This is a genomic window from Halomicrococcus pelagicus (assembly GCF_050954125.1).
Genome location: NZ_JBPBWC010000019.1, coordinates 56793 through 83789, shown reverse-complemented (window position 1 = coordinate 83789; position 26997 = coordinate 56793). Strand labels below are relative to the sequence as shown.

25 protein-coding genes, 1 tRNA gene and 1 pseudogene are annotated in these 26997 nt (G+C 62.5%); 15 read left to right on the top strand and 12 right to left on the bottom strand.

The features are described 5' to 3' along the window. Window positions 1–3: 3 nt before the first annotated feature. From ACRYA2_RS22470 to ACRYA2_RS22445, 6 genes and pseudogenes are all read left to right on the top strand, one after another. Window positions 4–1437 carry a cryptochrome/photolyase family protein gene (locus ACRYA2_RS22470; RefSeq protein WP_433633289.1) on the top strand — a complete coding sequence of 478 codons (1434 nt, stop codon included), beginning with the start codon at window positions 4–6 and terminating at the stop codon, window positions 1435–1437. A 455-nt stretch (window positions 1438–1892) separates the two neighbouring features. Beyond that, window positions 1893–2636 (top strand): flavodoxin domain-containing protein, encoded by a 744-nt coding sequence (locus ACRYA2_RS22465; RefSeq protein WP_433633243.1) that lies wholly within the window; start codon window positions 1893–1895, stop codon window positions 2634–2636. A gap of 238 nt (window positions 2637–2874) precedes the next feature. Continuing rightward, window positions 2875–3294 (top strand): hypothetical protein, encoded by a 420-nt coding sequence (locus ACRYA2_RS22460; RefSeq protein WP_433633241.1) that lies wholly within the window; start codon window positions 2875–2877, stop codon window positions 3292–3294. A 313-nt stretch (window positions 3295–3607) separates the two neighbouring features. Continuing rightward, a pseudogene (locus ACRYA2_RS22455) lies at window positions 3608–3835 on the top strand (zinc ribbon domain-containing protein); the annotation flags it as partial. Between the two features lie 241 nt (window positions 3836–4076). Then, on the top strand, window positions 4077–4649 hold the full coding sequence (locus ACRYA2_RS22450; protein WP_433633287.1) for a flavodoxin domain-containing protein: 573 nt from the start codon (window positions 4077–4079) through the stop codon (window positions 4647–4649). Between the two features lie 95 nt (window positions 4650–4744). Next, window positions 4745–5197, top strand: coding sequence for a DUF8173 domain-containing protein (locus tag ACRYA2_RS22445; RefSeq protein ID WP_433633285.1), 453 nt, complete (start codon window positions 4745–4747; stop codon window positions 5195–5197). A 376-nt stretch (window positions 5198–5573) separates the two neighbouring features. Here ACRYA2_RS22445 and ACRYA2_RS22440 read toward each other — a convergent pair. Both ACRYA2_RS22440 and ACRYA2_RS22435 read right to left on the bottom strand, forming a co-directional pair. After that, window positions 5574–5648 (bottom strand) — tRNA-Thr (locus ACRYA2_RS22440). A 99-nt stretch (window positions 5649–5747) separates the two neighbouring features. Next, complete coding sequence (locus ACRYA2_RS22435; RefSeq protein ID WP_433633239.1) at window positions 5748–6737, bottom strand: class I SAM-dependent methyltransferase; 990 nt, start codon at window positions 6735–6737, stop codon at window positions 5748–5750. Window positions 6738–8147: 1410 nt separating this feature from the next. On the opposite strand from ACRYA2_RS22435, the gene ACRYA2_RS22430 reads away from it, so the two are divergent. After that, window positions 8148–8798 (top strand): hypothetical protein, encoded by a 651-nt coding sequence (locus ACRYA2_RS22430; RefSeq protein ID WP_433633237.1) that lies wholly within the window; start codon window positions 8148–8150, stop codon window positions 8796–8798. A 72-nt stretch (window positions 8799–8870) separates the two neighbouring features. Continuing rightward, window positions 8871–9650: a diphthine synthase gene (gene dph5, locus ACRYA2_RS22425; protein WP_433633236.1), complete on the top strand. Its 780-nt coding sequence runs from the start codon at window positions 8871–8873 to the stop codon at window positions 9648–9650. Between the two features lie 312 nt (window positions 9651–9962). Here dph5 and ACRYA2_RS26690 read toward each other — a convergent pair whose 3' ends face one another. The 6 genes from ACRYA2_RS26690 to ACRYA2_RS22390 form a co-directional block, all read right to left on the bottom strand. Further along, complete coding sequence (locus ACRYA2_RS26690; protein ID WP_472850136.1) at window positions 9963–12011, bottom strand: BGTF surface domain-containing protein; 2049 nt, start codon at window positions 12009–12011, stop codon at window positions 9963–9965. 578 nt (window positions 12012–12589) lie between these two features. Beyond that, complete coding sequence (locus ACRYA2_RS22410; protein WP_433633234.1) at window positions 12590–13348, bottom strand: VOC family protein; 759 nt, start codon at window positions 13346–13348, stop codon at window positions 12590–12592. Between the two features lie 116 nt (window positions 13349–13464). Then, complete coding sequence (locus tag ACRYA2_RS22405) at window positions 13465–13953, bottom strand: PIN domain-containing protein (RefSeq protein ID WP_433633232.1); 489 nt, start codon at window positions 13951–13953, stop codon at window positions 13465–13467. Beyond that, window positions 13953–14255: a ribbon-helix-helix protein, CopG family gene (locus ACRYA2_RS22400; RefSeq protein WP_433633230.1), complete on the bottom strand. Its 303-nt coding sequence runs from the start codon at window positions 14253–14255 to the stop codon at window positions 13953–13955. The genes ACRYA2_RS22405 and ACRYA2_RS22400 overlap by 1 nt, the downstream gene beginning before the upstream one ends. 131 nt (window positions 14256–14386) lie before the next feature. Then, entirely contained in the window at window positions 14387–14800 is a 414-nt protein-coding gene (locus ACRYA2_RS22395) for a TIGR04206 family protein (RefSeq protein WP_433633228.1), read from the bottom strand. Next, window positions 14797–15906, bottom strand: a complete 1110-nt coding sequence (locus ACRYA2_RS22390) for an OBG GTPase family GTP-binding protein (RefSeq protein ID WP_433633226.1) — start codon at window positions 15904–15906, stop codon at window positions 14797–14799. The genes ACRYA2_RS22395 and ACRYA2_RS22390 overlap by 4 nt, the downstream gene beginning before the upstream one ends. Before the next feature lie 110 nt (window positions 15907–16016). Between ACRYA2_RS22390 and ACRYA2_RS22385 the strand changes: the two genes are divergently transcribed. The 3 genes from ACRYA2_RS22385 to ACRYA2_RS22375 all read left to right on the top strand — a co-directional run bounded on the left by ACRYA2_RS22385 (window position 16017) and on the right by ACRYA2_RS22375 (window position 17554). Beyond that, a complete protein-coding gene (locus tag ACRYA2_RS22385) occupies window positions 16017–16220 on the top strand; it encodes a VNG_1110C family protein (protein ID WP_113277222.1) in 204 nt (67 codons plus the stop codon). A gap of 229 nt (window positions 16221–16449) precedes the next feature. Continuing rightward, window positions 16450–16929 carry a 50S ribosomal protein L11 gene (locus ACRYA2_RS22380; protein WP_113277221.1) on the top strand — a complete coding sequence of 160 codons (480 nt, stop codon included), beginning with the start codon at window positions 16450–16452 and terminating at the stop codon, window positions 16927–16929. A gap of 148 nt (window positions 16930–17077) precedes the next feature. Continuing rightward, complete coding sequence (locus ACRYA2_RS22375; protein WP_433633223.1) at window positions 17078–17554, top strand: metal-dependent hydrolase; 477 nt, start codon at window positions 17078–17080, stop codon at window positions 17552–17554. A 26-nt stretch (window positions 17555–17580) separates the two neighbouring features. On the opposite strand, the gene ACRYA2_RS22370 is transcribed toward ACRYA2_RS22375, so the two are convergent. Then, window positions 17581–18345: a PHP-associated domain-containing protein gene (locus tag ACRYA2_RS22370; protein WP_433633221.1), complete on the bottom strand. Its 765-nt coding sequence runs from the start codon at window positions 18343–18345 to the stop codon at window positions 17581–17583. 197 nt (window positions 18346–18542) lie between these two features. On the opposite strand from ACRYA2_RS22370, the gene ACRYA2_RS22365 reads away from it, so the two are divergent. Then, entirely contained in the window at window positions 18543–19781 is a 1239-nt protein-coding gene (locus ACRYA2_RS22365; RefSeq protein WP_433633219.1) for an RNA-guided endonuclease TnpB family protein, read from the top strand. 280 nt (window positions 19782–20061) lie between these two features. After that, window positions 20062–22167 carry a DUF7527 domain-containing protein gene (locus tag ACRYA2_RS22360; protein ID WP_433633217.1) on the top strand — a complete coding sequence of 702 codons (2106 nt, stop codon included), beginning with the start codon at window positions 20062–20064 and terminating at the stop codon, window positions 22165–22167. Here the strand turns inward: ACRYA2_RS22360 and ACRYA2_RS22355 are convergent. Continuing rightward, window positions 22164–22469, bottom strand: coding sequence for a hypothetical protein (locus ACRYA2_RS22355; RefSeq protein WP_433633215.1), 306 nt, complete (start codon window positions 22467–22469; stop codon window positions 22164–22166). The two genes, ACRYA2_RS22360 and ACRYA2_RS22355, sit on opposite strands and share 4 nt — an antisense overlap. A gap of 267 nt (window positions 22470–22736) precedes the next feature. On the opposite strand from ACRYA2_RS22355, the gene ACRYA2_RS22350 reads away from it, so the two are divergent. Beyond that, complete coding sequence (locus ACRYA2_RS22350) at window positions 22737–24101, top strand: adenylosuccinate synthase (RefSeq protein WP_433633213.1); 1365 nt, start codon at window positions 22737–22739, stop codon at window positions 24099–24101. Between the two features lie 18 nt (window positions 24102–24119). On the opposite strand, the gene ACRYA2_RS22345 is transcribed toward ACRYA2_RS22350, so the two are convergent. Both ACRYA2_RS22345 and ACRYA2_RS22340 read right to left on the bottom strand, forming a co-directional pair. Continuing rightward, the gene (locus ACRYA2_RS22345) at window positions 24120–24809 is read right to left on the bottom strand and encodes a class I SAM-dependent methyltransferase (protein ID WP_433633211.1); all 690 of its coding nucleotides are present in this window, start codon (window positions 24807–24809) and stop codon (window positions 24120–24122) included. Window positions 24810–25060: 251 nt separating this feature from the next. Then, on the bottom strand, window positions 25061–25198 hold the full coding sequence (locus tag ACRYA2_RS22340) for a hypothetical protein (protein ID WP_197407743.1): 138 nt from the start codon (window positions 25196–25198) through the stop codon (window positions 25061–25063). Window positions 25199–25251: 53 nt separating this feature from the next. Between ACRYA2_RS22340 and ACRYA2_RS22335 the strand changes: the two genes are divergently transcribed. Further along, entirely contained in the window at window positions 25252–26973 is a 1722-nt protein-coding gene (locus ACRYA2_RS22335) for an RNA-guided endonuclease InsQ/TnpB family protein (protein WP_433633209.1), read from the top strand. Window positions 26974–26997 lie beyond the last annotated feature (24 nt).

The window sequence follows — 26997 nt, the reverse complement described above, 5'->3', positions numbered from 1 at the left end:
GGTATGCAACTCCACTGGCACCGCCGCGACCTTCGTGTGACCGACAACCCGGCGCTGACTGGCGACGACCACGTGCTCCCGGTGTTCGTCCATGATCCCGCGATACTCGCCTACGGCGCGCCGCCCGTGGTATCGTTCCTGCTCGATGCACTCGACTCATTGCGCGAGCAGTACCGCAAGCGCGGCGGTGAACTGCTCCTGGCCCGCGGCGACCCAAGCGCGGTGCTTCCCGATCTCGCCGCGGCCTGCGACGCCGACGCGGTCACCTGGAATCGCGACTACTCCGGGCTGGCGACCGAACGTGACCGCGCCGTCACGGCGGCGCTCGCCGACGCTGACGTCGGCGTCGAGCAGTTCGACGGCATTCTCCTCCACGAACCAGAGAGCATCAAGCCGAACGACGGAAGCCACTACTCCGTCTTCTCGTACTTCTGGCGGCAGTGGCGCAACCTGGAAAAGGCCACCCCCGTCGCCGCGCCGGTTCGCGGTGACGTTGTCGACCCCCGCGACAGCCTCGACGAGGAGTGGCTCGACGAGTCCTCCGATGCCGCCGGCCCGTTACCGTCACTCGCCGACCTAGGCTTCGATGAGCCCGAATCCGACGTGCAGCCAGCGGGCACCGACGTCGCCCACGACCTACTCGCCGACTTCCGCGAGGACACTATCTACCGCTACGGGGACGACCGTGACTACCCCGCCCGGGAAGCGACCTCGCGCCTCTCGCCGCATCTGAAGTTCGGGACCGTCGGCGTCCGGACGGTCTGGAAAGACACTGAGGACGCGGCGGCTACCGCGTCCAACGGGGAAGCGCGGGAGTCAGTCGAGGCGTTCCGGCGAATGCTCGCCTGGCGGGAGTTCTACGCGCACGTCCTCGACGCGCGTCCCGACGTGGTCACCGAGAACTACCGCGAGTTCCCGAACGAAATCCAGTGGCGCGACGATCCCGAGGGGCTTCAGGCATGGAAGGATGGTGAAACCGGTTACCCTCTCGTTGATGCCGGGATGCGGCAATTGCGCGCCGAGGGCTGGATTCACAACCGCGTCCGGATGGTGGCCGCCGCGTTCCTCACGAAGGACCTGCTGGTAGACTGGCGTGAGGGATACGACTGGTACCGACGGAAGCTTGCGGACCACGACACCGCGAACGGCGCCGGCGGCTGGCAGTGGGCGGCCTCGACGGGAACGGATGCCCCGCCATACTTTCGCGTCTTCAACCCCGCGTCCCAGGGCGAGAGGTACGACCCGGACGGCGAGTACGTCAGAGAATACATCCCCGAGCTCCGGGACGCGCCGACCGACGCCATCCATGAGTGGCCCACGCTGGACGATGAGAAGCGCGTCGCCATCGCGCCTGACTACCCCGCTCCCATCGTCGACCACGGCGAGCGCCGCGAGCGCGCCATCGCGGCATTCGAGGCCGCGCGCGGCGACGGCTGACCGGGTACGCGAGAAGCGGCGCCGTCAGGAGCACGAGGACACGGCGGGGCTGGTTTTCGTAGGGGCGGGGATACCGACGTGACGAAACTCCAACGTCAGGCCGAACACAATCGAATTGGGGCTTCCAGCTTCCGGGAAGTCTCGAACGTAGCGACTCGTCTACTCCAAATCGGAGACTGGTCGTATGCCTGGGAGTGGCTTCCGTCCGTTTGCGATTATTTCACCGGGATGGTGAACACTGACTCGTCTACTGTCATGCCCTAACGGTCGTGTTGAATATATCCTCTGTATTCAGCAGGGCCTTTCCACCAGTTGCCCGACAGACAACCCGTGCGTTGCTGAACAGAGGGTGCGTATTCAGCGAGCGCGTCTCAAGAAGTCCGAGACGTACCGGGCTCGCTCTCCAGAAGAAGTCAGGAAACCTATTTGGCGTCTCGTGGCGTCCGTAAGTCACCATGCCTTCTATTCTCATCGCGTACGGAACCGGCGAGGGCCAGACGAAGAAAGTGGCCGAGTACATCGACTCGGTCCTCGAAAGACGGGGGCTCGACGTGACGACCACCCGCGTATCCGAGGCTTCCGATATCGCCGTAAGCGAGTTCGACGGGGTGTTAATCGGCGCCTCGGTCAACAACCGCAGGCACCAACCGGAAGTACTGGTTTTCGTCGAGCGCCACGGGCAGGCGCTGGCTGACCGGCCATCGGGGTTCTTCCAGTTGTCGCTGGCGTCAGCCATCTCGTCGGAGTGGGCTCGGGAAGAGGCAATGGACTATGTCGAGAAGCTGACTGGAACGACCGGCTGGCATCCGGATCGAGTGGGCCTGTTCGCAGGCGCTCTCAAGTACACGCAGTACGACTTCAAGCGGCGCTGGCTCTTCAAGTTGGCCGCACTGGCATTTGGCCTCGATACTGATACGTCCCGCGATTACGAGTACACGGACTGGGACGATGTCGAACGCTTCGCGACGTCGTTTGGAGAGTTCGTCGGGAGCGAACGGTCTCCGTCCCGCCATGGCGGGACGCTCCGGAGCGCTGTTCGAGACACGTTCGGGCGTCGCGATGCTGCCCTTTCGCTGGCAATCGGTCTCGCTGGAGTTATCTATCTTGTATCCCGGCGTCACGAGGGGAATCGGGAAAGCGCGGGTACAAGCACCGACGACGGACCCGATGACACTGTGGTGACATCCTCCCCGGCGTGAACGGCGGGATTCTCTCCGTGAAGAAGATAGCCAACACTAGAGAGAACTTGTTCGCCTGCTTCAGCAATCGCTAACAGTGAGACTGGCCGTTCGTCAAGCGAAGCCGCACCTTCAGCGGGTGTGGAGCGGAAAGGGGTCGCCCCGGAGTGCCTGGAACGATGTTTGATCTGCTCACCTCGGCGGTATTCCTGCGCCATCGCAGTGTAGACTTAACAGCCAGGCTGGTGGACAAGAGGTTATGGCGCTGCAAAAGTGGCTTTTCACGGCACTTCTGGTATTACAGGCCCACTTCGCGGCTTCGTACCTCGTTCCCCTGGACAGCCAGGCCCAGCGAGAGTTTGGTGGTCTGTTGAGGTGGGTCTGGCCCTGGAGTGGTGGCGACAGTGGGGTCTTGGGTGAGGTCACGGTGGCTTCCGGCTATCCGCTCTCCGGAATCTTTCTCGCCATAATCGCGGCGTTGCTCTTTTTCTGTGCGGCTCTGGCGGTAGTGGGAATCTGGGTTCCGTTCGGTTGGTGGCGGGTGCTGGCTGGGGGCGGAGCCGTCCTGTCGCTCTTGTTGCTGGCGGGATTCTTCGGAGCTACGAAGGTGCTGCCGATGGCCCTCGACCTCGTCGTTTTGTGGGCTGCAATGACCGACTGGCTCCAGCCCGTTGGCTGACCGCGAACACTTTCGGACATTCGGCGACAGGAGGTGCTGAACTCACCCTCTGTCTGTATAAAAACTCCCTGATATCTTCGGAGGAGGTCAGTCAGCCACCGCTGCATACAACGCGCGAAGCCAGCAATGTTTCCATCACCGTTTCGATCACCGCTGAGCTTTATCACCGCCCTCGCTGTAGGGTCAACCGCATCGGGGTCACGCCCCGAGGCTTGTCAGTAGACTCCCGCTCTACCCGCGCAACGCGGAAGGCGTATAATCGCCGTTCGCGTTCACCGTCCCTGACACGTGGCGAGCGGGGGTACGCGAAGTCAGCGAAACTGGCTCCTCCTCGATGTGTCCCGAGTGCAGATCGGGGAACGTACATCGTGAGGAGGACGTGTTCACGTGCTACGACTGTGGCTTCGAGGGACACAGCGATTTGGCGGTGAGTGAGAATCTGCTGGTGGATCACGCAAAGGATGGGTCGAGGGCTCGGCCCGCGGTCTCCCGAGAGAACACGACGGAGAGGGCACACCGCGAGGTGGCCCGCCTCGAGTAGGACAATCACCGCTGGCGACGGCGGGATCGCTCGACCAAAGAGGAACCCACAGACCGGAGTACCCGCGACGACGTGGGGAAATTTGCCTCCGGTGGCGCAGGCACGGCCTGAATCACTCACACGGAGGAATCCCACGGCTGAAGCCGTGGGAGGAAGTCAATGCGTCGAACGGTACTGAGTTCTATGTGCGAGGACCCCGTATGGTTATCCCCGAGACGGCCCTATGAGGAAGGGAGTAACGATGGCCTCGATTCTCGTCTGTTATGGGACCGGTGAGGGCCAGACCGCGAAGGTGGCCGACCGTATCGCCGACAAACTCACAGCGCACGGCCACGAGACGACGACGATCAACGTGAAGGAGATCGATTCCGACCTCGATATCGAGGACTTCGACGCCGTACTGGTCGGTGCATCGATCCACATGGGTAGACACCAGAAGACGGTGCGTCGATTCGTCAGCACCAACCGCGGCGCACTGGTGACGAAGCCGACGGGGCTCTTCCAAGTCTCCGGGGCGTCAGGAGAAGAGACCGAGAAGGGAGAGGCGGAGGCAGCAGGATATATCGACGAGTTCATCGAGGCCACGGACTGGCGTCCCGATCGAATCGGCCTCTTCGGCGGTGCGCTGCGCTTCTCGGAGTACGGCTTCCTGCTTCGTTCGCTGATGAAACGTATCGCTAGGAAAGAACATCCCGAAGTGGACACGTCTAACGACGTCGAGTTCACCGACTGGGAGTCGGTCACGGCATTCGCCGACGACTTCGCCACGTTCGTCGGCGAACGGACCGGCGAAGCGGTCGACACAAATTCATGAGTGAATCGTTCGTCATCGCAGGAATCGAATCCACAGTAATCGTGGGAGTGCGGCAGTGGACGCTGCTACAGGGGGGACCGCCAGTAGACGCACCGATGGGTGACCCTGTTACCAACGTCGCTGGCAGTGCTGTTGGGGCCTTCCTGACAACGCTGCTGGTCGGGGGTATCATGGTTGCTGCGGCGCCTGAGTACACGCGCCAACGGATGGCGCAGGTCCTTGAGAACCCCGTCGAGACCTTCATCTACGGGCTGGTGAGCCTTCTGGTCGTCATCCTGGTAACCGTCGTGTTGGTCATCACCATCATCGGAATCGTAGTGGCGATTCCCTTCCTCTTGCTGGTGTGGGTCGTCTGGGCAGTCGGGTCGGCGATAGGCTTTCTCGCCATCGCCGACCGACTCGTCGGCCACGAAGACGGCTGGACCAAACCCCTGCTGGTGGGGGCCGGAATCAACGGGCTGTTGACGCTGACGGGTATTGGCGGCCTCGTCAGCGTCTGCGTCGGCGCCGCCGGATTCGGCGCAGTTCTGCGGGCATATCTTGCGTGAGGCGGGTGACCAGATCTAATCGAGAGTTGGAAGTCAAGCTTCACGACGTTCCTTATGAGATATTCCGTGAATTCGTATGTACTGGACGTCCTGCTCGATGAATACAGCTCTCTACACAGCACGCTATACCAGCCACTTGGTGAGAGGTTCAACAGAGCCGTATCACAGTATATCGGGAACCCGTTGTGTAGCGAGGGCAGACTGCTACTCCTTCCGAGCGAACAATCGAGTAAGTAAGCCGCTGGCGACTTAATTGGGTTATTTCGAAGGAAAGAGCCAGTGGCGAGATTTGAACCACGGTCGGAGCAAGAGTCTACCCTACTCCAAATCCTGCCACGGTTGCTTCGCTCCTCACGTTTGTTCGTCGCAGAAGACAAGCCGGTGGAGGGATTTGAACCCTCGGCCTATTCCTTACGAAGGAATCGCTCTAGCCAGTCTGAGCTACACCGGCACGCTCAGGGTCACCTGCGCTCTCTGCACTCGAATGTTCTTGCCAGAAACGGCTTAAGGGTTGCGGAATCGCCGCCGGGCTATACGAAACCAGGGCGAGCTACCGGGACAGGCGCACGTCGAGACAGACGTTCAGTTCGTGGGGCGCGTACGAGCGCACGACGCGGCGGTTCTCGACCGTCACGTCGTACGCGTGGTCTCCCGACTCCACCGCCGCGCGAATAGTGTCCTCGCCTGGACCGAACGGATCGTCCTCGTGCTGGATGTCGTAGTAGTGGACCGTGCAGTCGTCGCCTGCGAGCAGGACCGCGGTGTCGAGGAACTCGTCGGCGCTGTGTGGGAGGTTCATCACGATGCGGTCGGCCCAGTTCCCGTAATCCGACGCGACGTCTCGGACGTCCCCGTGAATCGCGGTCACGCGGTCTGCGACGCCGTTCCGGCGTGCGTTCTCCCGAAGGTACTCGATGGCCGCCTCGTTGATGTCGACGCCGACGACTTCCGCTCCCCGCTTCGCGAACGGGACGACGAACGGGCCGACGCCTGCGAACATGTCGAACGCGCGTTCGTCCGCCCCGACCTGTTCCGCGACGCGGTGGCGCTCCGTGGCGAGTCTGGGGGAGAAGTACACCTGCGCGACGTCGAGCACGAACTCGCAGCCGTACTCGCGGTGGACCGTCTCCGTGCCGTCGCCCGCGAGCACCGTCCAGTCGCGCACGCGCCGGTCGCCTTTCACCTTCGACGCCCGGTCGAGCACGGTCTTCACCGGCAGGTCGGAGTTCGTGATTGCGTCGGCGATCTCGCGGGCGCGCTCCGGGTCGTCCTCGTCGACGATGACGATGTCTCCCAGGCGCTCGTAGCTCGGCGAGGAGCCGAGCAGGTCCGCGGGCATCGTCTGGGTCTCGCGAGCGGGGACGTCGCGTTCGACCACCTCGAAGCCGTCGGGGACCGCCTCAGGATCCGTTACGGGGACGTACAGCCATCCGTCCTCGACCTCTATCTCGCGGTTCTCGGCCACCAGGTTGGCGTCCGCGAGTTCGCGGCGGGTCGCCTCCCCGCGTTCACGCTCGACGCGCACGCACGGCGTCTCCATGCTTCCTCGTTTCCCCGAGCGGGCGTTAACCCTGACGCTTCGAGGGCCACGGCAATCAGACGAATGGTAGAGATTTCGCTCGGTCAGGGAGAGCGAGCGACGGATAGAGCACTAGTTTCGGACTCGCCGTATTTCCGGCCCGTCGAATCCGTGCCGTCGAGACTACGGCTGAAGCGTATGCCCGGCATCTGTGCAAGTGGTGTTCCGATTGAACACGGGAACGGGGGTACCCATAGTAGGAGCGAACCACGTATCGAGATGACCGATAGCAAGATGAATCCACTACAGCAGTGCCGTGTCGATACGCTGGGATGGCTGTGACGTCTCCGACCGCGTGGTCGCGCGACCGCCTCGACGCGGCGTCCGAGTCATAATCGGGAAAACGGTCGCTCGTGCGACGAGAGGGACCGTTCGGCGACGAGCGGGTCTCGACGTGAGTTCATAATCGGCGTCAAACCCCGCAAGGAGGAGTGAGCGGTGTGTTCGAAGGGGGGAGTATGATGCGAGAGCGTGGTATGAGCGTCTGCGAGTGAGGTGGGTGAGTGATTCGGAGCGAGTGAATGCGGTTGCGTCCGGTGGTTTCGGTGATGGTGGTTGCTCTGAATTCTGGGGAGTCCACGGACGAGAATCGCCAGACGGAAACCGATTATGAAGAATGAGACGCCCGATATCGGAGTCCGTCTCCTCGCCGCCGGTCGGATGCGATCCTCGTGAGACTGCGTCTATCCAGCGAAATGTGCGGCTTCAGCCGATTCGCGACGCCTCCAACTCACTTCCCTAGTTCCGTTTTTCACGCGTCCACACAGTCTTTTACCGGGCGTTCGGGCCGATTATGAACCCGGTTTTACGCCTCGATATCGGGGGAGAACTTTCATAATCGGTTCTCGTCCCGCGATTCTGATTATGAATCGAGGCGGCATCGACGATTGCTGCCGGAGCGGAGAGCGCCGGCCCTAGAGGAATCAGGATTCCCGGCAGAAGGGGTGGCGAGGACTCGACCATGGATGCCGTCTCGTCGACCGGGCCACGAGACAGTCACGCCGATGCCGACACGTAGCGAGCGGTGGCCCACTCCGCTCGGGTGTGAGAACGTCACGCCCTCGTCCGTGAAACCCCAGTAACGACTGTCCGATCATCCGAGGTCGGTGGCGAACCGACGATTCAGAACCGAAATCGTTCACATCCGCCGTCGTTTTCGAATACGCCGTCACGGACATCGCCGGGAAACGGCCTATTACTCGTACCTGGTCGACAGCTTCGACGAAACTCACTGAATCGGCAGAGCAAGCGGTTGTATAGGCATCTATTGGCGTTTTGAACGCCAAATCGTTCGAACGGTTGCGCCAAGTTAAGTCGGTGTTTACCGAAGACTGAATCGCTCCGGGCGTCGCTTGGAGTTGGAACAAGACCATGGCACAACAACTACAGCAGCCACAGCACCAGCAGCGATACGGCGGACCGATGACCCAGCACGGGCAGACCGGCCAGCAGCAGTTCGGCCAGCAACAGCAACCCCAGCGGCAGTTCGGCCAAGAGATGGGCCGGCGCTTCGACGAGGCGTTCTCGAGCGAGGTTCGCACGACTATCCACGACCTCGACCGCGCCGCATCGGTCGCGGAGTGGGTGAAGACGCAGGCCGCACAGCGCGGCATGCCGACCGTCGTGCGCGTCTGTGACGACATTCAGGACATCGCGCACCTGGAGAAGAAACTCGTGATTCGACAGTCGCCGTTCGCCCAGCCGATCGGGCAGACATCACAGCAGGTCCTCCAGCAGGGACTGCAGGAGCTCCAGCAGTACATCGACGAGCCAGAGGTGCAGGACGCCGTCGAGAAGACCCGCCGGTCGCTGGACTCCATCGATAAGGGTCTGATGTCGCTCCAGACGATGGGCGGTCAACAGCAGGTCGGCCAACAGGGCGGCCAGCAGTTCGGTCGGCAGGGTGGCCAGCGGTACCAGTCACAGCAGTACCAGCAACCCCAGCAACAGTATCAGCCACAGCAGGGCAGCCAGCAACAGCAGTACCAGCCCCAGCAGCAGACGCAGACGCCGCGGTACTGACCCGGCGATCGACCGTTTTTCGCGGACGGTGGATGCGCGCCGCTTAACTCCCGCGCGCGACGAGAGGCGGGTATGCTCACCTTCATCGGGCTCGGCCTGTACGACGAGCGCTCGATCACGGTCGAGGGTCGGGACGCGCTCCGGGCGGCCGACCGCGTCTTCGCGGAGTTCTACACCAGCCACCTCGTCGGCGCGTCCGTCGAGGACCTCGAACGGTATCACGACGCCGACATCGAGGTCCGGGACCGCGCCGGCGTCGAGCAGGACCCCGAGGAGATTCTCGCGGCCGCGGAGGACGGCGACGCCGCGTTCGTCACCGCCGGGGACAGCATGATATCGACGACCCACGTCGACCTGCGCCTGCGCGCCGAGGAGCGCGGCATCGACATCCGGGTCGTCCACGCGCCGACCGCCCAGTCCGCTGCCGCGGGCCTGACCGGCCTCCAGAACTACCGGTTCGGAAAGGCGACGACGCTCCCATTCGACTACGCCCACGGCGCGGACGGGCTCCCGGCCAGCGTCACCGACACGCTCGACGAGAACCGCGAGCGCGGCCTCCACACGCTCGTCTACCTCGACATCAAGGAAGACCGCGGTGACTACATGACCGCCAGCACCGCCGCCAACATGCTCGCGTCCGGCTACGAGGACGTCCTCGCGGTCGCTGTCGCGCGTGCCGGCAGTCCGAGTCCGGTGGTCGAGGCCGCCCCGCTGTCGGAACTGGCGACGCGGGAGTTCGGCGACCCGCTCCACCTGCTCGTCGTCCCCGGCGACCTGCATCATATCGAACGCGACGCGCTGGCGACGCTCGCCGACGCGCCGGCGGACCTGCTCGACGAGAAGCTGGCGTAGCCCGCAATTCTCGATAGGTCGTCGTCACGTAGAATCGTCCGCGTTCACTCCTTCTCTGTGGTGCTCGGTTTAGCAGTGGGACGTGTCTTGCTCCGGTTCGATTGGTAGTACTCCGTCTCGGATTAGAACGGTTCGTCTCGTCGCGGGGTAGAGCGGTTCTGTCACGTCACGGGGTAGAGCGGTTCCGTCACCGCTCGGGTCGGAACGGTTCGTCGCAATACGCGGAGTAATCCGTATTGCTACAGCGTCGCTCACCGGTCGAGCGCGAAAGAAAAGTCAGTATCGTGTGGAATCGGAGTCAGCTACTCCGATTTAGTTCTCGCGGCGGAGTGCGAGGAACGCGGCGGCCATCAGCGCGACGAGGGCGACGGCGACGCCGAAGCCAGGCTGACCGTCACTGCTGGTCGTGCTGGTGGTCGACGTCGTGCTCGTCTCGGACGGATCATCCGACGACGTGGTCGACGTGGTCGACGTCGTCGTAGTCGTTGTAGTCGTCGTGGTCGTCGTGGTCGTCGTGGTCGTCGTGGTCGTCGTCGGGTCCTGGAGGTCAGCGTTCAGGACACCGTCAGCGGAAGCGCTAGCTGACGTACCGGTCGACGAGGAGACGTCCACGTTGAACTCGGTACCGTTCTCGTAGTCACTGAAGTCGAATTCCTTCGAGTAGGAACCATCGGAGTTGATGGTTGCCTCGACTTCCTTGAAGAAGACGCCAGGGCTACGGACCTGGACCGTCAGCTTCGTACCGGGTGCGAGGTTGGTGGTGCCCGAGATCGTCTGGTTGTTCGCGTTGGCGACGGAGACGTCGTTGCCATCGTTGACTTCGAGGGAGACATCCTCGACGTTGAACTTCGTCGAGGTGGTCTGTTCCTCGTCAGGCTTGACAGCGTAGTCGCTGCTGACCTTGAAGGTAGCCTTCCATTCGCCCTTGAAGTCCTTCTCGTCGAGCGTAGCGTCTCCGTCGTTGATGCTGGAAGCGGAAGCCGTGTCGACGAGGACGTAAAGCGCCTCGTTTTCGCTGTCAGCGAGCAGCGAGACGCCACTGTCACCGGTGCTGAACTTGTCCGCAACCGTGTTCGGTTCGGGGTTGACTTCCTTGAGCGTCATCGAGAGGCCCGTCGGGAGTGGTGCGTCGCCGTCACTGACAGCACCGAAGATACCGTTCGTGTTCTGAACCTGCACGACAACGTAGTCGCCGTAGGCGACGTTCCCGCGCTGGGTGAGGTCAGCCTTCAGCGTCGTCGCGTTCGTCGTGTCAGCGTCCGAGGGAGCGACCCACGTCTGGGCGCTGCCGGTGGACCGTTGATTGATGGAGACTGACGCGACATCTTCTGGGCTGCTACTGTCGCCGTCGGCCTCAACCGACAGCTCGTAAATGCTATCGCCAGTAGTGACTGCTAGGGGGTCGTCAAGACCACCGCTCGAGGGCGTTACCCAAGAGGCACTCACACTGTCGGAACTACCCGGTTTCACGTAGAGGGCATCTTCCGCGGTGCCACTCGTCGTTTTGTACGTGTTCAGGTAGAAGGTGACCTGATTGTCATCGTCATTGTCGGTGACCTCTGCAGTCATCTTGAAGTTTGCATCGTCACTACCGACAGTAACGATTGAAGAGTCAGTGTTTTCCAGATTCACTGTAACCGGAACGATGTCACCGCGCGGGGCCGTGTAGACGCTTTCGTCGAACGAAGCGCTAGACGACCCTGCTTTCTTAACATCGATTTCGAATTCCTCAGTAGCCGTCGTGTCACTCACGGAAACGGAAAGGTTGTACGTTCCCGGAGAGACCTGCGAGGTACCCTGACTCGTGTTCTCGGCGAAGTCAACATAGAACACGGCCTGGACGTCACCCTTCTCGTGGATACCTGACTTCTGAATCACTACATCATCACCGAAGGCATCGGACGTCACGTTAACCGTGAAGTCCTCTCGGTTAGCGTCATCGACGGTGAACTTAATTACTGAGTCAGCACCACTGTTCTTAACCGAGGTCGTGTCAGCGCTCACTTTGAGTGTCTGTTTGACAACTTGGAACGTGATGCTAGTGCTACCGTCGGAGAGGTTGCAGAATCCAGTCTCCAGTTCTGCAGTGTCGACCGTGAATTCACCGTTATCGCCGGTACTGTACGAGTCGACGAACTGGCCTTCACCGTTTTTACCTTCGGCAAGCGTTACATCTGTACTGGTCCCGAACTTAGAAACAAGTCCGACCTGACCTTGGTACACGACTTTATCGTCCGTAATAGTCGTGGTATTATTTGCCGCTGCAGCCGATCCTGCGAACGCGGTCGCGCCGGCGGAAACCGACATGACCATCAGCGCTGTCAGGAACAGGCTGCGGATTTTGTCTACGTTTCCTGCCATAGTTTGTCTTTCTTTGGTTGTTGTTCGGCGACAGCATCTTTCCCACGACCCTTTGAATACTTTGTGTAACTCGGACCGACCGAGCAGGGAAGCGGGACTCGTCCTGCCACCATGGGTAGGGGTACACTGAAAACGTTATGCCCTCGTTATATATGCTTTGTGGTCTGAAACGCCACCTCAAGGACTCAGTCGTCGGAATACAGCTAATCGCAGATTCAGTGGCGTGTAGGTGATACGTAATTCAGCAGACCACTACCGCCGAATCCTCCCGGGACGGAAATTTCCTTCGGGGCTGCAAGACGCCGGTTCACATCGCCATCCTTTAAGTAGTTCTCTTCGGTGCAGATTTCAAAGATAGATTATGAAAAGATGCGGTTAGGTATGATACAAAAGTGGTAGTTCGGACGCGACCGCGTTATATCGGCGGGAAATTGTAATTGAGAGAGTCAATCAGAGTGAGAAGTTACGGTCGATTAGCGCGCGGGATGGCGGCGCAGTCGAACGAGAAAACCGTGGGTGGTTCGCACGAGACGCGACGGTCGATCCGCGCGTGAAAAACAGTGGGTGGGCGAGCGCGGTCAGTCCCGCGAGATGATCTCTATCTCGTGGCCGTCCTGGTCCTTGGTGAAGGCGTAGCGGTCGTCGCAGGATTCGGGGTCGCGGTAGTCCTCGGCCTCGCGCTCCAGCAGCGTCTCCCAGTAGTCGTGGAGGTCGTCGGCGCGCACGGCGAGGTGCCCCCAGGCGTCGCCCAGGTCGTAGGAGCGCCCGTCGTAGTTGTAGGTCAGCTCGACCGCCATCGCCTCCTCGGCGGCGTCCTCGGGCTTCACGAAGTAGTTGGCGAACGTGTCCGACTCCCAGCGGCCGGTGTGCTGGTACTCGAACTTCCGCGTCCAGAACCCGAGCGCCTCGTCGGCGTCCTCGACGCGGATCATCGTGTGGTCGAGACTCCACGGCGCGCCGTGGTCGCGCTCGACGATCTCGACCTCGTGACCGTCGGGATCCTTCACGAAGGCGTAGCTACCGCCGCAGGAGTCGGGGTCGCGGTAGTCCTCCACGCCCTCGTCCATCAACTGCTCGTAGGCGTCGTACACGTCGTCGACGCGCACGGCGATGTGTCCCCAGGCGTCGCCCAGGTCGTACGAGCGGTCGTCGTGGTTGTAGGTGAGTTCGAGGACCGCCCCCTCCTCGTGGAGGTCCTCGGGGCCGAGGTAGACGTTGGTGAAGGTGTCCGCCTCCCACCGACCCTTCTCCTCGTAGTCCAGGTGTCCCTGGTACCAGTCCAGCGTCTCCTCCAGGTCCTCCACGCGCATCATGACGTGGTCGAGTGTCCCGCTCATTGCGTTCTAGAGCATCCCCTCCGGAGCGTTAAGGCTACCGCTCGCGGAACGCCGAGACTGGGCGACGAGATGACCTTCTCCCACGGCTGAAGCCGTGAGCTTCCACTAGTACGGTGTCAGTCGAACAGTTGGCGGGCGTACCGATAGATCGGCGCACCGAGCCAGTCTCTTTGCTCAGCAATCGTCTGGAGTGTGGCTTTCGCTTCTTCCTCACTAAGAGCGTCTCGCTTGATCAATGCACGAAGTACGATAGGGGACAACGCAACGTCTGCATCGACGAGGCGCTGTAATTCCGGCAGTGCACGATAGTCGTCGGTAATAAGGAACGCAGCATCGACCGCTCGGACAGCGACGATACAGCTAGCCTCACCGCTATCGATACGACTCGTTACGAAGTCTTGACCGTCGGCATCGACGATGTCGACCCTGTCCATGTAGGCGAGTGCGTTGGTGGCCCCTCGTCCATGGAGATCCTCGTAGTCAGCTGTCTGTTCGAGTTCGTCGACGATGATCTGAGTCGTGACGATATCGAACTCGTCGAGGACTGTTTCGAGAACGTCACCGACTGCGAGTGAGATGAACGCACTCGTATCGACGACGAGCATTAGAGATCTGCGAGCTTGTCCGCAAGCTCCTCGCCGCGATCGAGCACTTGCTTCGAAGCGCGGACCGACTCAGCGTCCTGCCGCCCGATGACGTCCACGAGCGCTTCGAATTCGATCTGGTCGTCGAGGTAGAGTTCGACGACTGCTTCTCGAAAGTCCTCCTCGGACTCTTTCTCTTCGAGGTACTGGCGTAGCGCCTCGATGAGAACTTCCGTTCGGTTCTTGTGGGTGACCTCCGCGGCGATATCTGCCTGGGTGATCAATTCCTCCGGCAGCCGGAAGTTGACTCGCTTCGTGCCCATATGTATGTACGTTGTACGTACGATTCTAAGAGCGTATCGGTGGCTCCACTTCTCCGAAGGCCAACGGATTCGACTCGAGGAAAATAGTATCGATACAGTGAGACAACAATTTGTACTCGCGTACGCGTTGACTACTTCCTGTCGAGCGACTCGCGAAGATCGGACCGGTAGAACCACCAGGCGGCGGCCCAGAGCAGCAGGGTTCCGAGCGGCACCACCTGGCCGCCGCGGCGCACGAACCCGGAGGCGAAGACGGCGTTGCTCGCGCCGGCGATGACGAGCAGGCCGCCCGTCACCCGGCGGTCCTCGAACCGGCCGGCGAACGCGCTGGCCACGCCGGCGAGATACAGGAGGACGGAGACGGGCCACGCCAGCAGTCGCTGTGGGAGGCCGGCGGTGTAGACGAAGAGGTAGTCGGCGAGGGTCGTGACGTGGCCCGTCACGGGGTTCACCAGCCCCCAGGGGAAGACGAGCGTCGTCCCGCCTGGCGCGAAGAGGACGGTCCACGGGACGGCGAGCAGCGCGAGCAGCGCGAGTCGTCTCACTTCCGGACGATGAGCCGGAGCACGTCCTCGTCCGCGAGTTCGTGGTCCATGCCGACCTGCTGTTCGTCGTGTTTCGCGCTCGGGCCGGAGACGCGCGCGAACCGGAACCGCTGCTTGAGGTCGCCGCCAAGCCGCTCGCAGGCGTCCTCGATGGTGCTGCCCTGCGGGACGACAAGCGGTTCCTCGTAGTCGACGCCGCGACCCGGCTTGTCCATGTATATCCGCATCATGCCGAGCTCCGACCAGATCTTCTCCTTCAGCGACTCCAGGCCCTTCTCCTTCTCGGCGCTGATGAACACGGCCTCGTCGGGGTCGATGTCGCGCTCGCGCAGTTCATCGCGCACCTTCTCTGCGTAGTCCGGTTCGATGAGGTCGACCTTGTTCACGGTGACCATCGAGGGGAGGTACTCCCGGTTGTCCATCACGCCGTCGACGAGGCGGTCGATGTCGATCTTCTCCCGGAGGGTGACGTCGGCGTTGACGTACCCCTGCTCGCGCAGCACCTCCTTGATGACGTTCTCCGAGAGGTCCTGGTCGACGCTGGAGGTGACCCTGATACCGCCTTTCCCCTTCTTGGAGATGTGGATGCTCGGCGGCTCCTGGTCGAGCCGAATCTTGTTCTTGTACAGTTCCTCCTTGAGGCGGTCGTACTGGTCGATCTCGAACACCGAGAGGACGAAGACGACGAGGTCGGCCGCGCGGACGACCGACAGCACCTCCTGGCCGCCGCCGCGTCCGCTGGCCGCGCCCTCGATGAGCCCCGGCACGTCGAGCACCTGGATATTCGCGCCGTTGTACTGCAGCATGCCGGGGTTGACGTCGAGCGTCGTGAACTCGTACTCCCCGACCTCGCTCTCCGCGGCGGTCAGGGCGTTCAGCAACGTGGACTTCCCGACGCTGGGGAACCCGACGAACGCCACGGTCGCGTCGCCGGTCTTCTCGACGGCGTAGCCCTGGCCGCCGCCAGCGGAGGACTGGTTCTCCAGCTTCTCCTTTTTCTCCGCGAGCTTCGCCTTCAGCCGTCCGACGTGCTCCTCGGTCGACTTGTTGTACGGCGTCTCGGCGATCTCCTCGCGGAGGTCCTCTATCTCCTCCTCCAGTCCCATCACGGGAACCTCCGCCACGACCGCCGAAAAACCCTTTCCTTCGTTCGAGCGGTGCGGTCCTCCGGTTTCGATACGTTAATAGTTACTGGCCTTCGAACGGACGACGAGAGATGCCGGACCCCGCGACGTTACGCGACAGCACACAGATCGTCCTTCCAGACGAGGCGCTCGCTGGGGTACGAGAGGAGCTCGAACGACAGTTCACGGTGACCATCGTGCCGGTCGAGGAGGAGTATCTCCGCATCGTCGGCAGCCCGGTGGAGATACAGGACGTCAGTCAGTTTCTCGGACGACACGGCGTCAACCTGCCGTGACGTGACCGCGTCGCCACCGAGGTGACCCGACGGTCGGTGGCGACGCCCGCTGTCGACGCCCTCGCCGTCGACGCCGAGATCTCCTCGCCGGCGACGCCCGGTCGTCGCGGGACCGGACGAAGCGGCAGTCGACCCGCGACCCGTCGAAGTCGCGACGGTTCGCCGGTCCGCGGTTCCGGCGAGGCACCAAAAGAAAATCCTTAAAACTGCCGCGGGACTTCGTTCACCTATGGCTGATACGATAGAAGTGCTGGTTCCGGGTGGAGAGGCGAACCCCGGACCGCCGCTCGGCCCCGAACTCGGGCCGACCGCGGTCAACGTACAGGAGGTCGTCAACGAGATCAACGACCAGACCGAGGCGTTCGACGGCACCGAGGTGCCCGTCACCATCACCGTCGAAGACGACGGTAGCTTCGAGATCGAGGTCGGCGTTCCGCCGACAGCGGCGCTCGTCAAGGACGAGGCCGGGTTCGACACGGGCAGCGGCGAACCCCACGAGGAGTTCGTCGCCGACCTCTCGGTCGACCAGATCAAGAAGATAGCTGAACAGAAGAAGCCGGACCTGCTGGCCTACGACACGAAGAACGCCGCGAAGGAAGTCGTCGGCACCTGCACCTCGCTCGGGGTCACCATCGAGGGCGAAGACCCCCGCGAGTTCAAGAAGAAGGTCGACGACGGCGAGTACGACGACGAGCTCGCGGAAGCCTAACGCGGAGTTCCTCCTGTCGATTCGCGACCACCGCCGAGCGACGCGTCCGCCCTGCCTCACCCGACGGACGCACCGGTCCGGGCTCCGTCTGACCGTCACTCGACAGAAATGGAAAGCCTTGATACGCGAGGGTGTGAGTTCTGACCGGATGAATCGGAAGGAACACGTCCTCAACGCGGCACTTCTGAGCATCGGCCTGGGGTACGTCCTCCACCCCTCGGGCGACGTCGAAACGTTCGTCAGCATCGTCGAGGTCGGCGTCCCCGTCGTGCTGGGCGCGCTGTTTCCGGACGTCGACACCGCCTTCGGCAAACATCGGAAGACGCTGCACAACCTGCCAGTGCTGGCGCTGTTCTACGTCTTCCCCTTCTACTTCGGCAACCTCCACTTCGTCTGGATCGGCGTGCTGACCCACTACGCGCTGGACATGCTCGGGAGCAAGCGTGGACTCGCGCTGTTCTACCCCTACGAGAAGGAGTTCGGCGCGCCCCTGGGCGTCTCCGTCGGCAGCTCGCTGGCGACGACGGTCACGCTTGTGGTGACGGGCGTCGAACTGGCCGTCGCAGCGCTCGTCGTCTATCGCGGACTCGTCGTCGACGCGGGGCTCGCGGCGCTCGGAATCTAGCCATCGGGTCGGCCGCGTCGACGGCGTCAGTAGACGCTCACGTCGTCGAACCGCCTGTCGTACGTCTCGGCGTCGGGATGGGTGGGTTCCGTCCCCGAGAGGACGATGCGGTCGAGTTTCTTCCACGTGTTCTCCCAGCCGATGTGGGCGAACTCGGCCTTGCGGAGCAGTTCATGCGGGCGGCCCGTCCGGTGGACGACCCGCCCGAGGTCGCCGGACTGGATACTGTCCACGAATTCGTCCGTCGACGCGACCGGCTCGGCCAGCTCCGTCCAGGCCTCCCCGATGGCCCACCGCGTGTGGGCGTACGAGGAGGCGAACGTCGGCTTGCGCGTGTCGCGGGCGATCTCCTTCGCCCGGCGGTTATGTCGTTCGAGGTTCTTCAGGTTGTACGTCTCGACGGCGTCGACCACGTCGGCGTGCACCCTGATGTCGGCCTCCGAAACGCCGACGTTGATGAACTCGGGATGCGGAACGAGCACGGCGGCGTCCTGTCGACGGAGTTCGGCCATCGCGCCGGCCAGGGAGATGAAGTCGGGAATCGGGTCGTCGAGGCCGACCGCGAGCAGGTGTTTGCGGTTGCGCCAGGTCCCCGTGAACACCTCCCGGGCCGGCACGACGAGCAGGTCGTCGTCGGAGAGCTCGTCGGCTCGTCGCTCTATCTCCGGGTAGGGAACGAAGTGGGGGGCGTACACCAGGACGTCGATACTGCGGGCCTTCGCGCGCTCGGCTGCGCGCTCGTCAAGCACTTTCACGTGCATGTCGACCCGGAACTCGTCACGCGCGGTCACGATATCTCGTTTCCACGGTCGGAATTTAGGGGTTCTGATACAGACCAGTAGCGTATACTTCCGTCTTCAGGCGGAGGTCTAGCAGTAAAATGGTGTGATGTCCCGCTAATCTCGGCATTGATAGATTCCTTACACCACACCAATAGTATTAAAATACGTGAACAATATAGTGTACAACACGGAAGGGAGAGCGGATCGTGACCGAATTCACGAAGACACTAGAACTGAAACTGGTCGCGCCGAACGCCCACAAGCGACAGAAACTCCGAGAAACGCGAGAAGCGTACCAGAACGCCATCCAAGACGCCTTCGACGCCCGATGTACCACGCAGACCGAAGCGAACGACGTGGTGGTCAACTACGACCTGAGCGGGTACGCAAAAAACGCACTCAAGAAGTACATTCCGCAGTTGACGACGACCTACGACGCGGACGAGCTTCACGACGACCACCCCGTCCGCTTCACGAACGAGGGGCTACGTCTCGATCACAAGCCCGAGAACGAAATCGAGTGGTACATCAAAATTCCGCACCATGAGGACTACCACCTCTGGATGCCAGCACAACCGAATCCCGAACAGCGGGACTGGCTGGAAGCGTTACATGCTGGTGACGCGGAGATGGGCGAGAGTCGGCTGTTCAAGCGGAATGGGACGTGGTATCTCCACGTCACCGCGACCCGCAACGTGGAGGACGGTTCCAAGGTGTCCGCCGAGGAACGGACACCCATCGGTGTCGATATCGGGGAAGCGTCGCTCGTCACGGTGTGTCACCGCGACGACTACGGTTGCCCGACCGCTCCTGAACTGTGGGCCGACGACGGCAAGACCGTTCGTCGGCTCCGCAAGACCTATTTCACCGCCAAACGGCGACTCCAGAGACGCAGAGGCGAGCGTATCGCAGAGTCGTTCGGAGATGACTTGTGGACACAGATTGACGATGTCTTCCACCGTGTGACTCGTGAAGTAGTGGAATACGCTGAGTCCGTCGAGAACCCAGTGCTAGTTTTGGAAGACCTGACGTACATCCGAGAATCGATAGACTATGGGGAGTATATGAACCGCCGTCTCCACGGGTGGGGTTTCGCCAAACTCCACGCTCAGATACGCTACAAGGCCGTCGAGAAAGGGATTCCCGTCGAGACGGTGACCCCACGTAACACATCGAAGGAGTGTCACGTTTGCGGTGAGGTAGGGTATCGTCCGCGACAGGCAACGTTCAAATGCTCTAACGACGCTTGCTGGATGGGCGAATACCAGGCGGACGTGAACGGGGCAATAAACATTGCAGACCGCTACCGTAGCGGAGAGAGTCGTTCCAGAGAACACGAGAACGACGATGACTCGGCTGCGGATGGGGCGCGTTTGACCGCGCCACAAGACAGCCACGCCGATGCTGAAATCCAGCAGGAGACGCGTGGAACGTATGCGTCTTGAAACCACAGGGTCGGGTAAACGCTCGGCCTGACATCCCGTGGTGGGACTCCCGCGTCTTTTGACGCGGAAGGAGGTCAATCCGACACTGTCTGACCCGTCATCGTTTCACACGCAGTGACGGACGTCGGCGTCGACAGACACCCCGACGTATAAGATATTACACACCCGGTTTCGGTCCGGCGACGTCGCGCCCGCGGGGAGTCAGCGCGACTCGACGGCGCTCTCGCATTCGACCACGCCAACCCGAAAGTATTTGAATGGGTTGCGGCTTTGACGTAACATGGATGCGCGTACAGTCGAACAGGTGAAAGATTGGGATTCCCGCCCGTTCTCGGGAGGTTTCGAGGCACTCCGGGACCTGGCCGACTCGGAGTTCGCCGGGGCGGTTCGCGCCGGCGGGTCGTGGCTGTTCATGCTCAACGGTCGGGTCATCGGCGTCTTCGACGGCGAACTCGCCGACTTCGACGCCGCGGACGGAACGGCGTTCGAGGCTCCTCACCCGTCGCTGCCGCTGCTCTATGCGATGCAGGAACGGGGCGGGCGGACGCAGGCGAAGTACTACACGAACGACACGCCGCTCTCGGAAGCCAGTGACACACTCTCCAAGAAGGGGTTCACCGGCTACGTCGAACTCAGCGAGAACGTCCTGAGCGGGGACTACTACGTCGTCTACCACGGCGGGCGCTCCATGAGCGTCGCCTTCGTCGGCGAGAGCGAACAGCTCATCGCTGGCGAGGAGGCCTTCGAGCGCGCCAACGACGAGGTCGGCATCTACGAGGTCGTCGACGTGGACGGGGAAGTGACCGAGATTCCGGAGCCAGAATCGTCGACGGACGACGGCGGGGCCGCCGCGGGGGCGGCCGCCGACGCGCGAGACGACTCCGGGCCCCAGGACCGTCGGGAGTCGACGCCGGCGTCTCGCGACGCGGGCGACGACGGCGACTCTCCGGAAGCGACCGGGACGACCGAGGTCGACACGGAAGCGGCGGGGGGCAGCGGCAGTCCGGACGCCGGAGCGACCGACGCGGCGGCGTCCCAGCCGTCGGAGACGCCCCCGTCCGACGCCGCGGCGGGCGGAGCCGGCACCGGACGATCGCCCGGCGAGTCCGCGTCGGCGGACGTCGACCGCGACCGGCTGGACGGCCAGTGGACCCGGGATGCAGCAGGCGAGACGGCCGGACAGCAGCGCCATGTTCCCGACGAGGGCGGACCGGCGGCGTCCCAGGAGGCCGACGGAACTGACCAGGAGGGGCCGCTCGCCGACGAACAGCAGTGGCGCGAGACCACCACCATCCCCTCGCTCGACCCCGAACGGAGCAGCGAACAACTGAAGGGAGCGAGGACCGCGGGCAAGCAGGCCGGGTCGCGGTCGAAGGGACAGTCCCGACCGGCGTCTCAGCGCCAGCCTCGGGGTTCCAAGCGGCAGCCGTCGAAGGCGGTCAGTTCTGAGAGTCAGGGCAGTGACGGCCCGAGCCCGCAGGAACTGAAGGCGGAACTGGAGTCACGCGGCGAGAAGATACGGCAGTTGCGCGAGCGCCTCTCGACGGTCGAAAACGAGCGCGACAGCCTCCGCGAGGAGCGCGACGACCTCCAGGCGGAGGTCGAGCGTCTCCGCGAGGAACTCGAGACAGCGCGGGCGGCAGGCGAGAGCGCACCGACCGCCGACCGCGACCTGACGCGCCAGCAGGCGCTCGACGGGACGAACCTGTTCGTCCGGTACGGCTCGAAGGGCAAGGGGACGCTCGAGGACGCGGCGGTCGGCGAAGCGAGTCGCGAGGAGGTCGCCGCCAACCTGAAACTCGAACACCACACCCAGTTCGACGCGGACGCGGTCACGGTCGACGGCGAACCGTTCGAGGAGTTCCTCTCCGACTCCATGGAGTACGAGTTCGCGAACTGGCTAGTGTCCGACCTCCTGTACGAGATCGTCGATACGGGGAACGAGCGCGGCATGAACGACGTCTTCGAGGCCATCCCCGACGTGGACCGCGTGGAGCTTCGCGGCATGGTCGAAGCGGCCGACGACGACGGCGAGGTCTACGAGGAGACATTCGACGTGGTGTTCCGCGACCGGATGGGGAATCCGCTCGCGGTGGCGAACCTCAACGACTCCCGCGACCCGGCCACCGGCGAGATGCTGGAGTCGCTCGTCAACGCCGCGTCCGCGGTCGGCCAGGCCAACGACGAACTCTGCGGGGCGTTCGAGGTCACGCGAAGCTTCTTCGAGCCGGCGGCGCTGGAGACGACGGAAGACGTGACGAGCGGTGGTCTGTTGACCAGAGAAAAGCGCAAGAGCTTCGTGAAACTATCGCGCAAACGAGGGTATCATCTGTGTCTCGTGGAGTCGCGCGACGGCGAGTTCCACCTGAACGTTCCCGAACTCTAGCTTTCGGCTTCCGCCATGTCGCCGATTTTCATCGAGTCGAGCTTGTCGGTGATCTCGGAGAGCTTCTCGTCGAGTTCGGCGACGAACTCCTGAGTGCGGTCGGTGGTGATAGCGCCCTGGTTGGAGGGGGAGATGAGGTTCTCTTCTTCGAGGACGCGGAGGGAGTACCGGACCTTGTGGTGCGGGTAGCCGGTCTCGTTCGACATCTTCACGATGCCGATGGGTTCGTTCTCGATTACCATCTTCAGCACCTGCAAGTGCCGTTCGAGCATATCGACTTCCTTTTCAAGTCGGTCTATCATGGCACTTGTTAACTTGTCTTAGAGACTTTTAAATGTTGTTGTCCGGGCTCAGAATCGACAGTGAGTCGAGCTTTCGAAGTGGGACGGGTTAACACTTGCGGCTGGCAAGCGGGGTCACCGGAGACGCACCGGTCGTCGGAGCGCCGGAATATCCTCGGCCGTGCCGGTATTCCGTCGACAACGTTCCGAAGTTATGCACGTCCGTGCATCATTCGGGGGCGAGATACCGTAACCGGTTTAGGAAGTGCGGGAGAATCCACCGTCGGTATGACCGTAACCATCGTCGGTTCGCAACTCGGCGACGAGGGCAAGGGGGGCGTCGTCGATCTCTACGGCGACGCCGCCGACGTCGTCGTTCGGTACCAAGGCGGCGACAACGCCGGCCACACCGTCGTCGAAGGCGACGAGGAGTACAAGCTCTCGCTCGTTCCGAGCGGGGCCGTCCGCGACAAGGTCGGCGTGCTCGGCAACGGCTGCGTCGTCAATCCCGAGACGCTGTTCGACGAGATGGACGCGCTCCGCGAGCGGGGGCTGGACCCCGACGTCCGTCTCGCCCGTCGCGCGCACGTCATCTTTCCCTATCACCGCGCGCTCGACGGCATCGAGGAGGAGGCCAAGAGCGACTCGGACGCCGAAGTCGGGACGACCGGACGAGGCATCGGCCCGACCTACGAGGACAAGGTCGGCCGGCGCGGCGTCCGCGTCGGCGACCTCCTCGACCCGGACGTCCTCCGGGAGAAACTGGAGTACGTCGTCCCGCAGAAGCGCGCGCTCGCCGAGGAGGTGTACGGCGTCGAGACGGGCGAGGAGTTCAACGTCGATGCCCTCTACGAGCAGTACCGCGAGTACGGCGAGCGCCTGGCCGCGGAGGACATGACCGTCGACGCCGGCGACTTCCTCGGCGACCGCATCGATGCCGGAAAGAACGTCATGTTCGAGGGCGCACAGGGCACCGTCATCGACATCGACCACGGCAACTACCCCTACGTAACGTCCTCGAACCCCACCGCGGGCGGGGCCGCCACGGGGACCGGCGTCAGCCCCGGCGTCGTCGGAGGCGGCGAGGTCATCGGCATCGTCAAGGCCTACCTCACTCGGGTCGGCAGCGGGCCACTGCCGACCGAACTCGGCGGCGTCGCCGGCGACACGCCCGGCTACGACGAGCAGGGAGAGGGCGAGAACGAGGAACTCGCCGAGTACATCCGCGAGAAGGGCGGGGAGTACGGCACCGTCACCGGTCGCCCGCGGCGGGTCGGCTGGCTCGACGTCCCGATGCTGCGTCACGCCGCGCGCACCAACGGCTTCACCGGCCTCGCCATCAACCACGTCGACGTGCTGGCCGGCCTCGACGAGGTGAAGGTCGGCCACAGCTACGACCTCGACGGCGAGGAGCTGTTTACGATGCCCGCGACCACCGAGCGCTGGGGACGCTGTGAACCCAACTTCCGCAGCTTCGACGGCTGGGAGGACGTCGACTGGGACGTGGTCGCCGAGCAGGGGTACGACGCCATCCCGGCGAACGCCCGACGCTATCTCGACTACGTGAGCGAACAGATCGACACGGACATTTACGCCGTCGGCGTCGGACCGGGCCGCGAGCAGACCGTCGTGCTCGACGACCCCTTCGAGTAGCGCTCGTTCTCGCTCGTCTTACTCCGGCTTGCCGCCGCCGAACACCGCGAAGTTGTAGTACTGCCAGACGGGGGTGACGGATTCGAAACCGGCCTCCCGCAGCCAGACCAACTGGTCGGTCAGCGTGTCGGGGTCGTCGTAGTCGTCGCTCGCCTCCCAGCGGTCCATGAACTCCTCTTCCTCCCATCCCTTCGAGCGCACCCAGTTCTGTATCATGGTGTCTGCGAGCGTCTCCAGGTGGTCGGCGTCGAACCGCACCACGTCTCCGTTGACGAACCAGCCGCCGGGAACGAGCGCGTCGTAGACCACGTCGAACAGCGCCCGCTTCTCCTCGCCGTCGAGGTGGTGAACCGCCAGCGAGGAGACGACGAGGTCGTACTCCGCGCGCTCGGTCGGGTAGTCATCCGGGAACGCACCCCGGGTGATCTCGACGCGGTCGCCGAACGTCTCCAGTTTGCGTTCGGCTTCCGTCAGCATGTTCTCGCTGTGGTCGACCGCGAGCACCGTGCTCTCGGGGAACCGCGTCAGGAGCTTCGCCGTGAGTTCCCCCGTGCCCGCGCCGAGTTCAAGAACGCGAACCGAGGCCGAGCGCTCCTGCGGGGGTGCGTTCAGGATGGCGTCGTGAAGTTCGTCGTACCGCGGGACGATGGCCTCGATGCCGGGGTCGTACACGCGGGAGTCTTCGAACACCTCACCTGGCTTCGTCATGCACCGCTGTAGGAGCCAAACGGAGTAATGCTTTGTCGGCGATTATGCAAGTCGGACCATCTATGCTCGCAGTGCATGGCCGGGAGAGGAGTCACGGCAACCGCTCGTCGCGACGTCGCCCACCTCGCACGTTCTCGCAGACGCTGTGGAAAAGGAAACCGTCGACGCTCGCTACCTGAATCAAGGAGAGAGTCCCGCCCTTCAGGGCGGGCGTGAATCCGACACTCTACGACACAAACCACGTTCGACGTTTACTCCGGGGTATCCTCCCTGACCTTCTTCTCGCCTTCGAGGAGCAACCCCTTCCATGTCAACCCTCGGTGTTTCTTCAGTTCCTTCAACCGCTCGTACTGTTCCTCATCATCGAACTCGATGCGAACTTCGACCATACAACAACACACAAATCACACATTTATGTGTGTTCCGGTACAACCAGTAGTCGATGAAGCGAGCCAACACGTTCGAGGTGATTCCTCAATCCGACAAGGACGGGGAGTTGCTTCGACGCCTGTTGGACGCTTCTGCCGCTCTCTGGAACGAAATCAACTACGAGCGCCGCGAACACTACGCCGACCCAGACAAAGACGTATGGGACATTAGCGAGTATCGCGGTCGATACGGCGGTGTTCTCGGTGCTTCGACGGTTCAACAAATCGAGCGCAAGAACCACGAAGCGTGGAAGTCGTTCTTCAGCCTCAAGAAGAAAGGCGAAGCCAACGGCAAACCCGGATTCTGGGTTGACATCCTCCTCGCCCTCAAGGGCGAGGATTCCCACCGCACTGCAGCGGGGTCGTTGGGATGTTTAAGGTTCGTGAACGGAACGGTCCTTGTCGGGGATTCATCCCATCGCGGAACGGCGTTCACTGGCCATGCCAAGTGGCCGTTACTCCTATCCTCGAATCGAACGCCCCCACCGTTTCCGGCAGGGGACGACCGATTGTCGGCAGATTCGGAGGTACTTGTGTCGCTACTGGTACCGACGTATCCCGAAGAGGTATCTTCGAGCTTCGGTCGGATGCATCCGAATTTGTCCGATTGTCCCGGTATGGGCGCGGACAGGCCGCGTCGGATAGATATAGGGACGCCGGGAGTGACCCTAAGACTTTCCCGGACAGTGAAAGTGACCGAAGACGGCGATTCATCCCCGCCCTCAAGGGCGAGGCTTTCTCGCCTGAATTTACGTAATGCAGACGAGGGACGAGAACTCCGCACGTACATCCGAAACACCTCGTACTCCGTCGAGTGGGGTGAATACTCTCGACTCGAAATCCTCGTCGGTAAAGACCTGAAAGACGAGTATGGGTTGGGACACCGTGAACGCCTCCGGCTCGAAGTTCGGGGCGACCCTAACTGGAAGGAGTACGAGAAGCAGGGTCGGTTAGAGTTGTTCTACGACGAGCAAGCACAATCGTTCAGGGCCTTTCAGCCAGTCACCGTCGATGATTCTCGACTGGCACAACCACTGGCTTCGGAAGAAGCCGCTCTGGATATTGGTGCGAACAACCTCGTCGCCTGCACAACCACAACCGGCCAACAACTCCTGTACGAAGGACGTGGCCTATTCAAGCGATTCCGCGAGACGACGCGAGAAATAGCCCGTCTCCAATCACTCTTGGAGAACGGTCGGCACAGTAGTCACCGTATCCGACGCCTGTACGACCGGCGTACAAAGCGACGTGACCACGCTCAAGACGCGCTCGCCCGTGACCTTATCGAACGGCTGTACGATGAAGGCGTTTCGACGGTGTACGTCGGGGCGTTGACGGACGTGCTGGAAACGCACTGGTCGGTGGAGACGAACGCAAAGACGCACAATTTCTGGGCGTTCCGGGCGTTCGTGAACCGGTTGGCGTGTACCGCCGGAGAATACGGTATGTCGGTGGAAGTGCGGTCTGAGGCGTGGACAAGTCAGGAGTGCCCGAACTGTGGTTCGACAGAGGATACGACTCGTCACCGCGACACACTAACGTGTCCGTGTGGCTTCGAGGGTCACGCTGACCTCGTGGCGTCAGAGACGTTCTTGAGACGGCAGACAACGGTAACACGGTCGATGGCACGGCCTGTATGCCTCAAGTGGGACAACCACGACTGGTTGGAGTCATCACGCTCTCCCCGTCCCAACGAGGAGCATACGAACCCGCAAGTTGCCTCTATGAGTCGGTAAGCGATACCCCCCAGCGCGAGGAGA

Bases quoted from the DNA above. Each gene is read 5' to 3' on its own strand.
- ACRYA2_RS22470 (WP_433633289.1), top strand. From the start codon at position 4: ATGCAACTCCACTGGCACCGCCGCGACCTTCGTGTGACCGACAACCCG.
- ACRYA2_RS22465 (WP_433633243.1), top strand. From the start codon at position 1,893: ATGCCTTCTATTCTCATCGCGTACGGAACCGGCGAGGGCCAGACGAAG.
- ACRYA2_RS22460 (WP_433633241.1), top strand. From the start codon at position 2,875: ATGGCGCTGCAAAAGTGGCTTTTCACGGCACTTCTGGTATTACAGGCC.
- ACRYA2_RS22450 (WP_433633287.1), top strand. From the start codon at position 4,077: ATGGCCTCGATTCTCGTCTGTTATGGGACCGGTGAGGGCCAGACCGCG.
- ACRYA2_RS22445 (WP_433633285.1), top strand. From the start codon at position 4,745: ATGGGTGACCCTGTTACCAACGTCGCTGGCAGTGCTGTTGGGGCCTTC.
- ACRYA2_RS22435 (WP_433633239.1), bottom strand. From the start codon at position 6,737: ATGGAGACGCCGTGCGTGCGCGTCGAGCGTGAACGCGGGGAGGCGACC.
- ACRYA2_RS22430 (WP_433633237.1), top strand. From the start codon at position 8,148: ATGGCACAACAACTACAGCAGCCACAGCACCAGCAGCGATACGGCGGA.
- dph5 (WP_433633236.1), top strand. From the start codon at position 8,871: ATGCTCACCTTCATCGGGCTCGGCCTGTACGACGAGCGCTCGATCACG.
- ACRYA2_RS26690 (WP_472850136.1), bottom strand. From the start codon at position 12,011: ATGGCAGGAAACGTAGACAAAATCCGCAGCCTGTTCCTGACAGCGCTG.
- ACRYA2_RS22410 (WP_433633234.1), bottom strand. From the start codon at position 13,348: ATGAGCGGGACACTCGACCACGTCATGATGCGCGTGGAGGACCTGGAG.
- ACRYA2_RS22405 (WP_433633232.1), bottom strand. From the start codon at position 13,953: ATGCTCGTCGTCGATACGAGTGCGTTCATCTCACTCGCAGTCGGTGAC.
- ACRYA2_RS22400 (WP_433633230.1), bottom strand. From the start codon at position 14,255: ATGGGCACGAAGCGAGTCAACTTCCGGCTGCCGGAGGAATTGATCACC.
- ACRYA2_RS22390 (WP_433633226.1), bottom strand. From the start codon at position 15,906: ATGGGACTGGAGGAGGAGATAGAGGACCTCCGCGAGGAGATCGCCGAG.
- ACRYA2_RS22385 (WP_113277222.1), top strand. From the start codon at position 16,017: ATGCCGGACCCCGCGACGTTACGCGACAGCACACAGATCGTCCTTCCA.
- ACRYA2_RS22380 (WP_113277221.1), top strand. From the start codon at position 16,450: ATGGCTGATACGATAGAAGTGCTGGTTCCGGGTGGAGAGGCGAACCCC.
- ACRYA2_RS22375 (WP_433633223.1), top strand. From the start codon at position 17,078: ATGAATCGGAAGGAACACGTCCTCAACGCGGCACTTCTGAGCATCGGC.
- ACRYA2_RS22360 (WP_433633217.1), top strand. From the start codon at position 20,062: ATGGATGCGCGTACAGTCGAACAGGTGAAAGATTGGGATTCCCGCCCG.
- ACRYA2_RS22355 (WP_433633215.1), bottom strand. From the start codon at position 22,469: ATGATAGACCGACTTGAAAAGGAAGTCGATATGCTCGAACGGCACTTG.
- ACRYA2_RS22350 (WP_433633213.1), top strand. From the start codon at position 22,737: ATGACCGTAACCATCGTCGGTTCGCAACTCGGCGACGAGGGCAAGGGG.
- ACRYA2_RS22345 (WP_433633211.1), bottom strand. From the start codon at position 24,809: ATGACGAAGCCAGGTGAGGTGTTCGAAGACTCCCGCGTGTACGACCCC.
- ACRYA2_RS22340 (WP_197407743.1), bottom strand. From the start codon at position 25,198: ATGGTCGAAGTTCGCATCGAGTTCGATGATGAGGAACAGTACGAGCGG.
- ACRYA2_RS22335 (WP_433633209.1), top strand. From the start codon at position 25,252: ATGAAGCGAGCCAACACGTTCGAGGTGATTCCTCAATCCGACAAGGAC.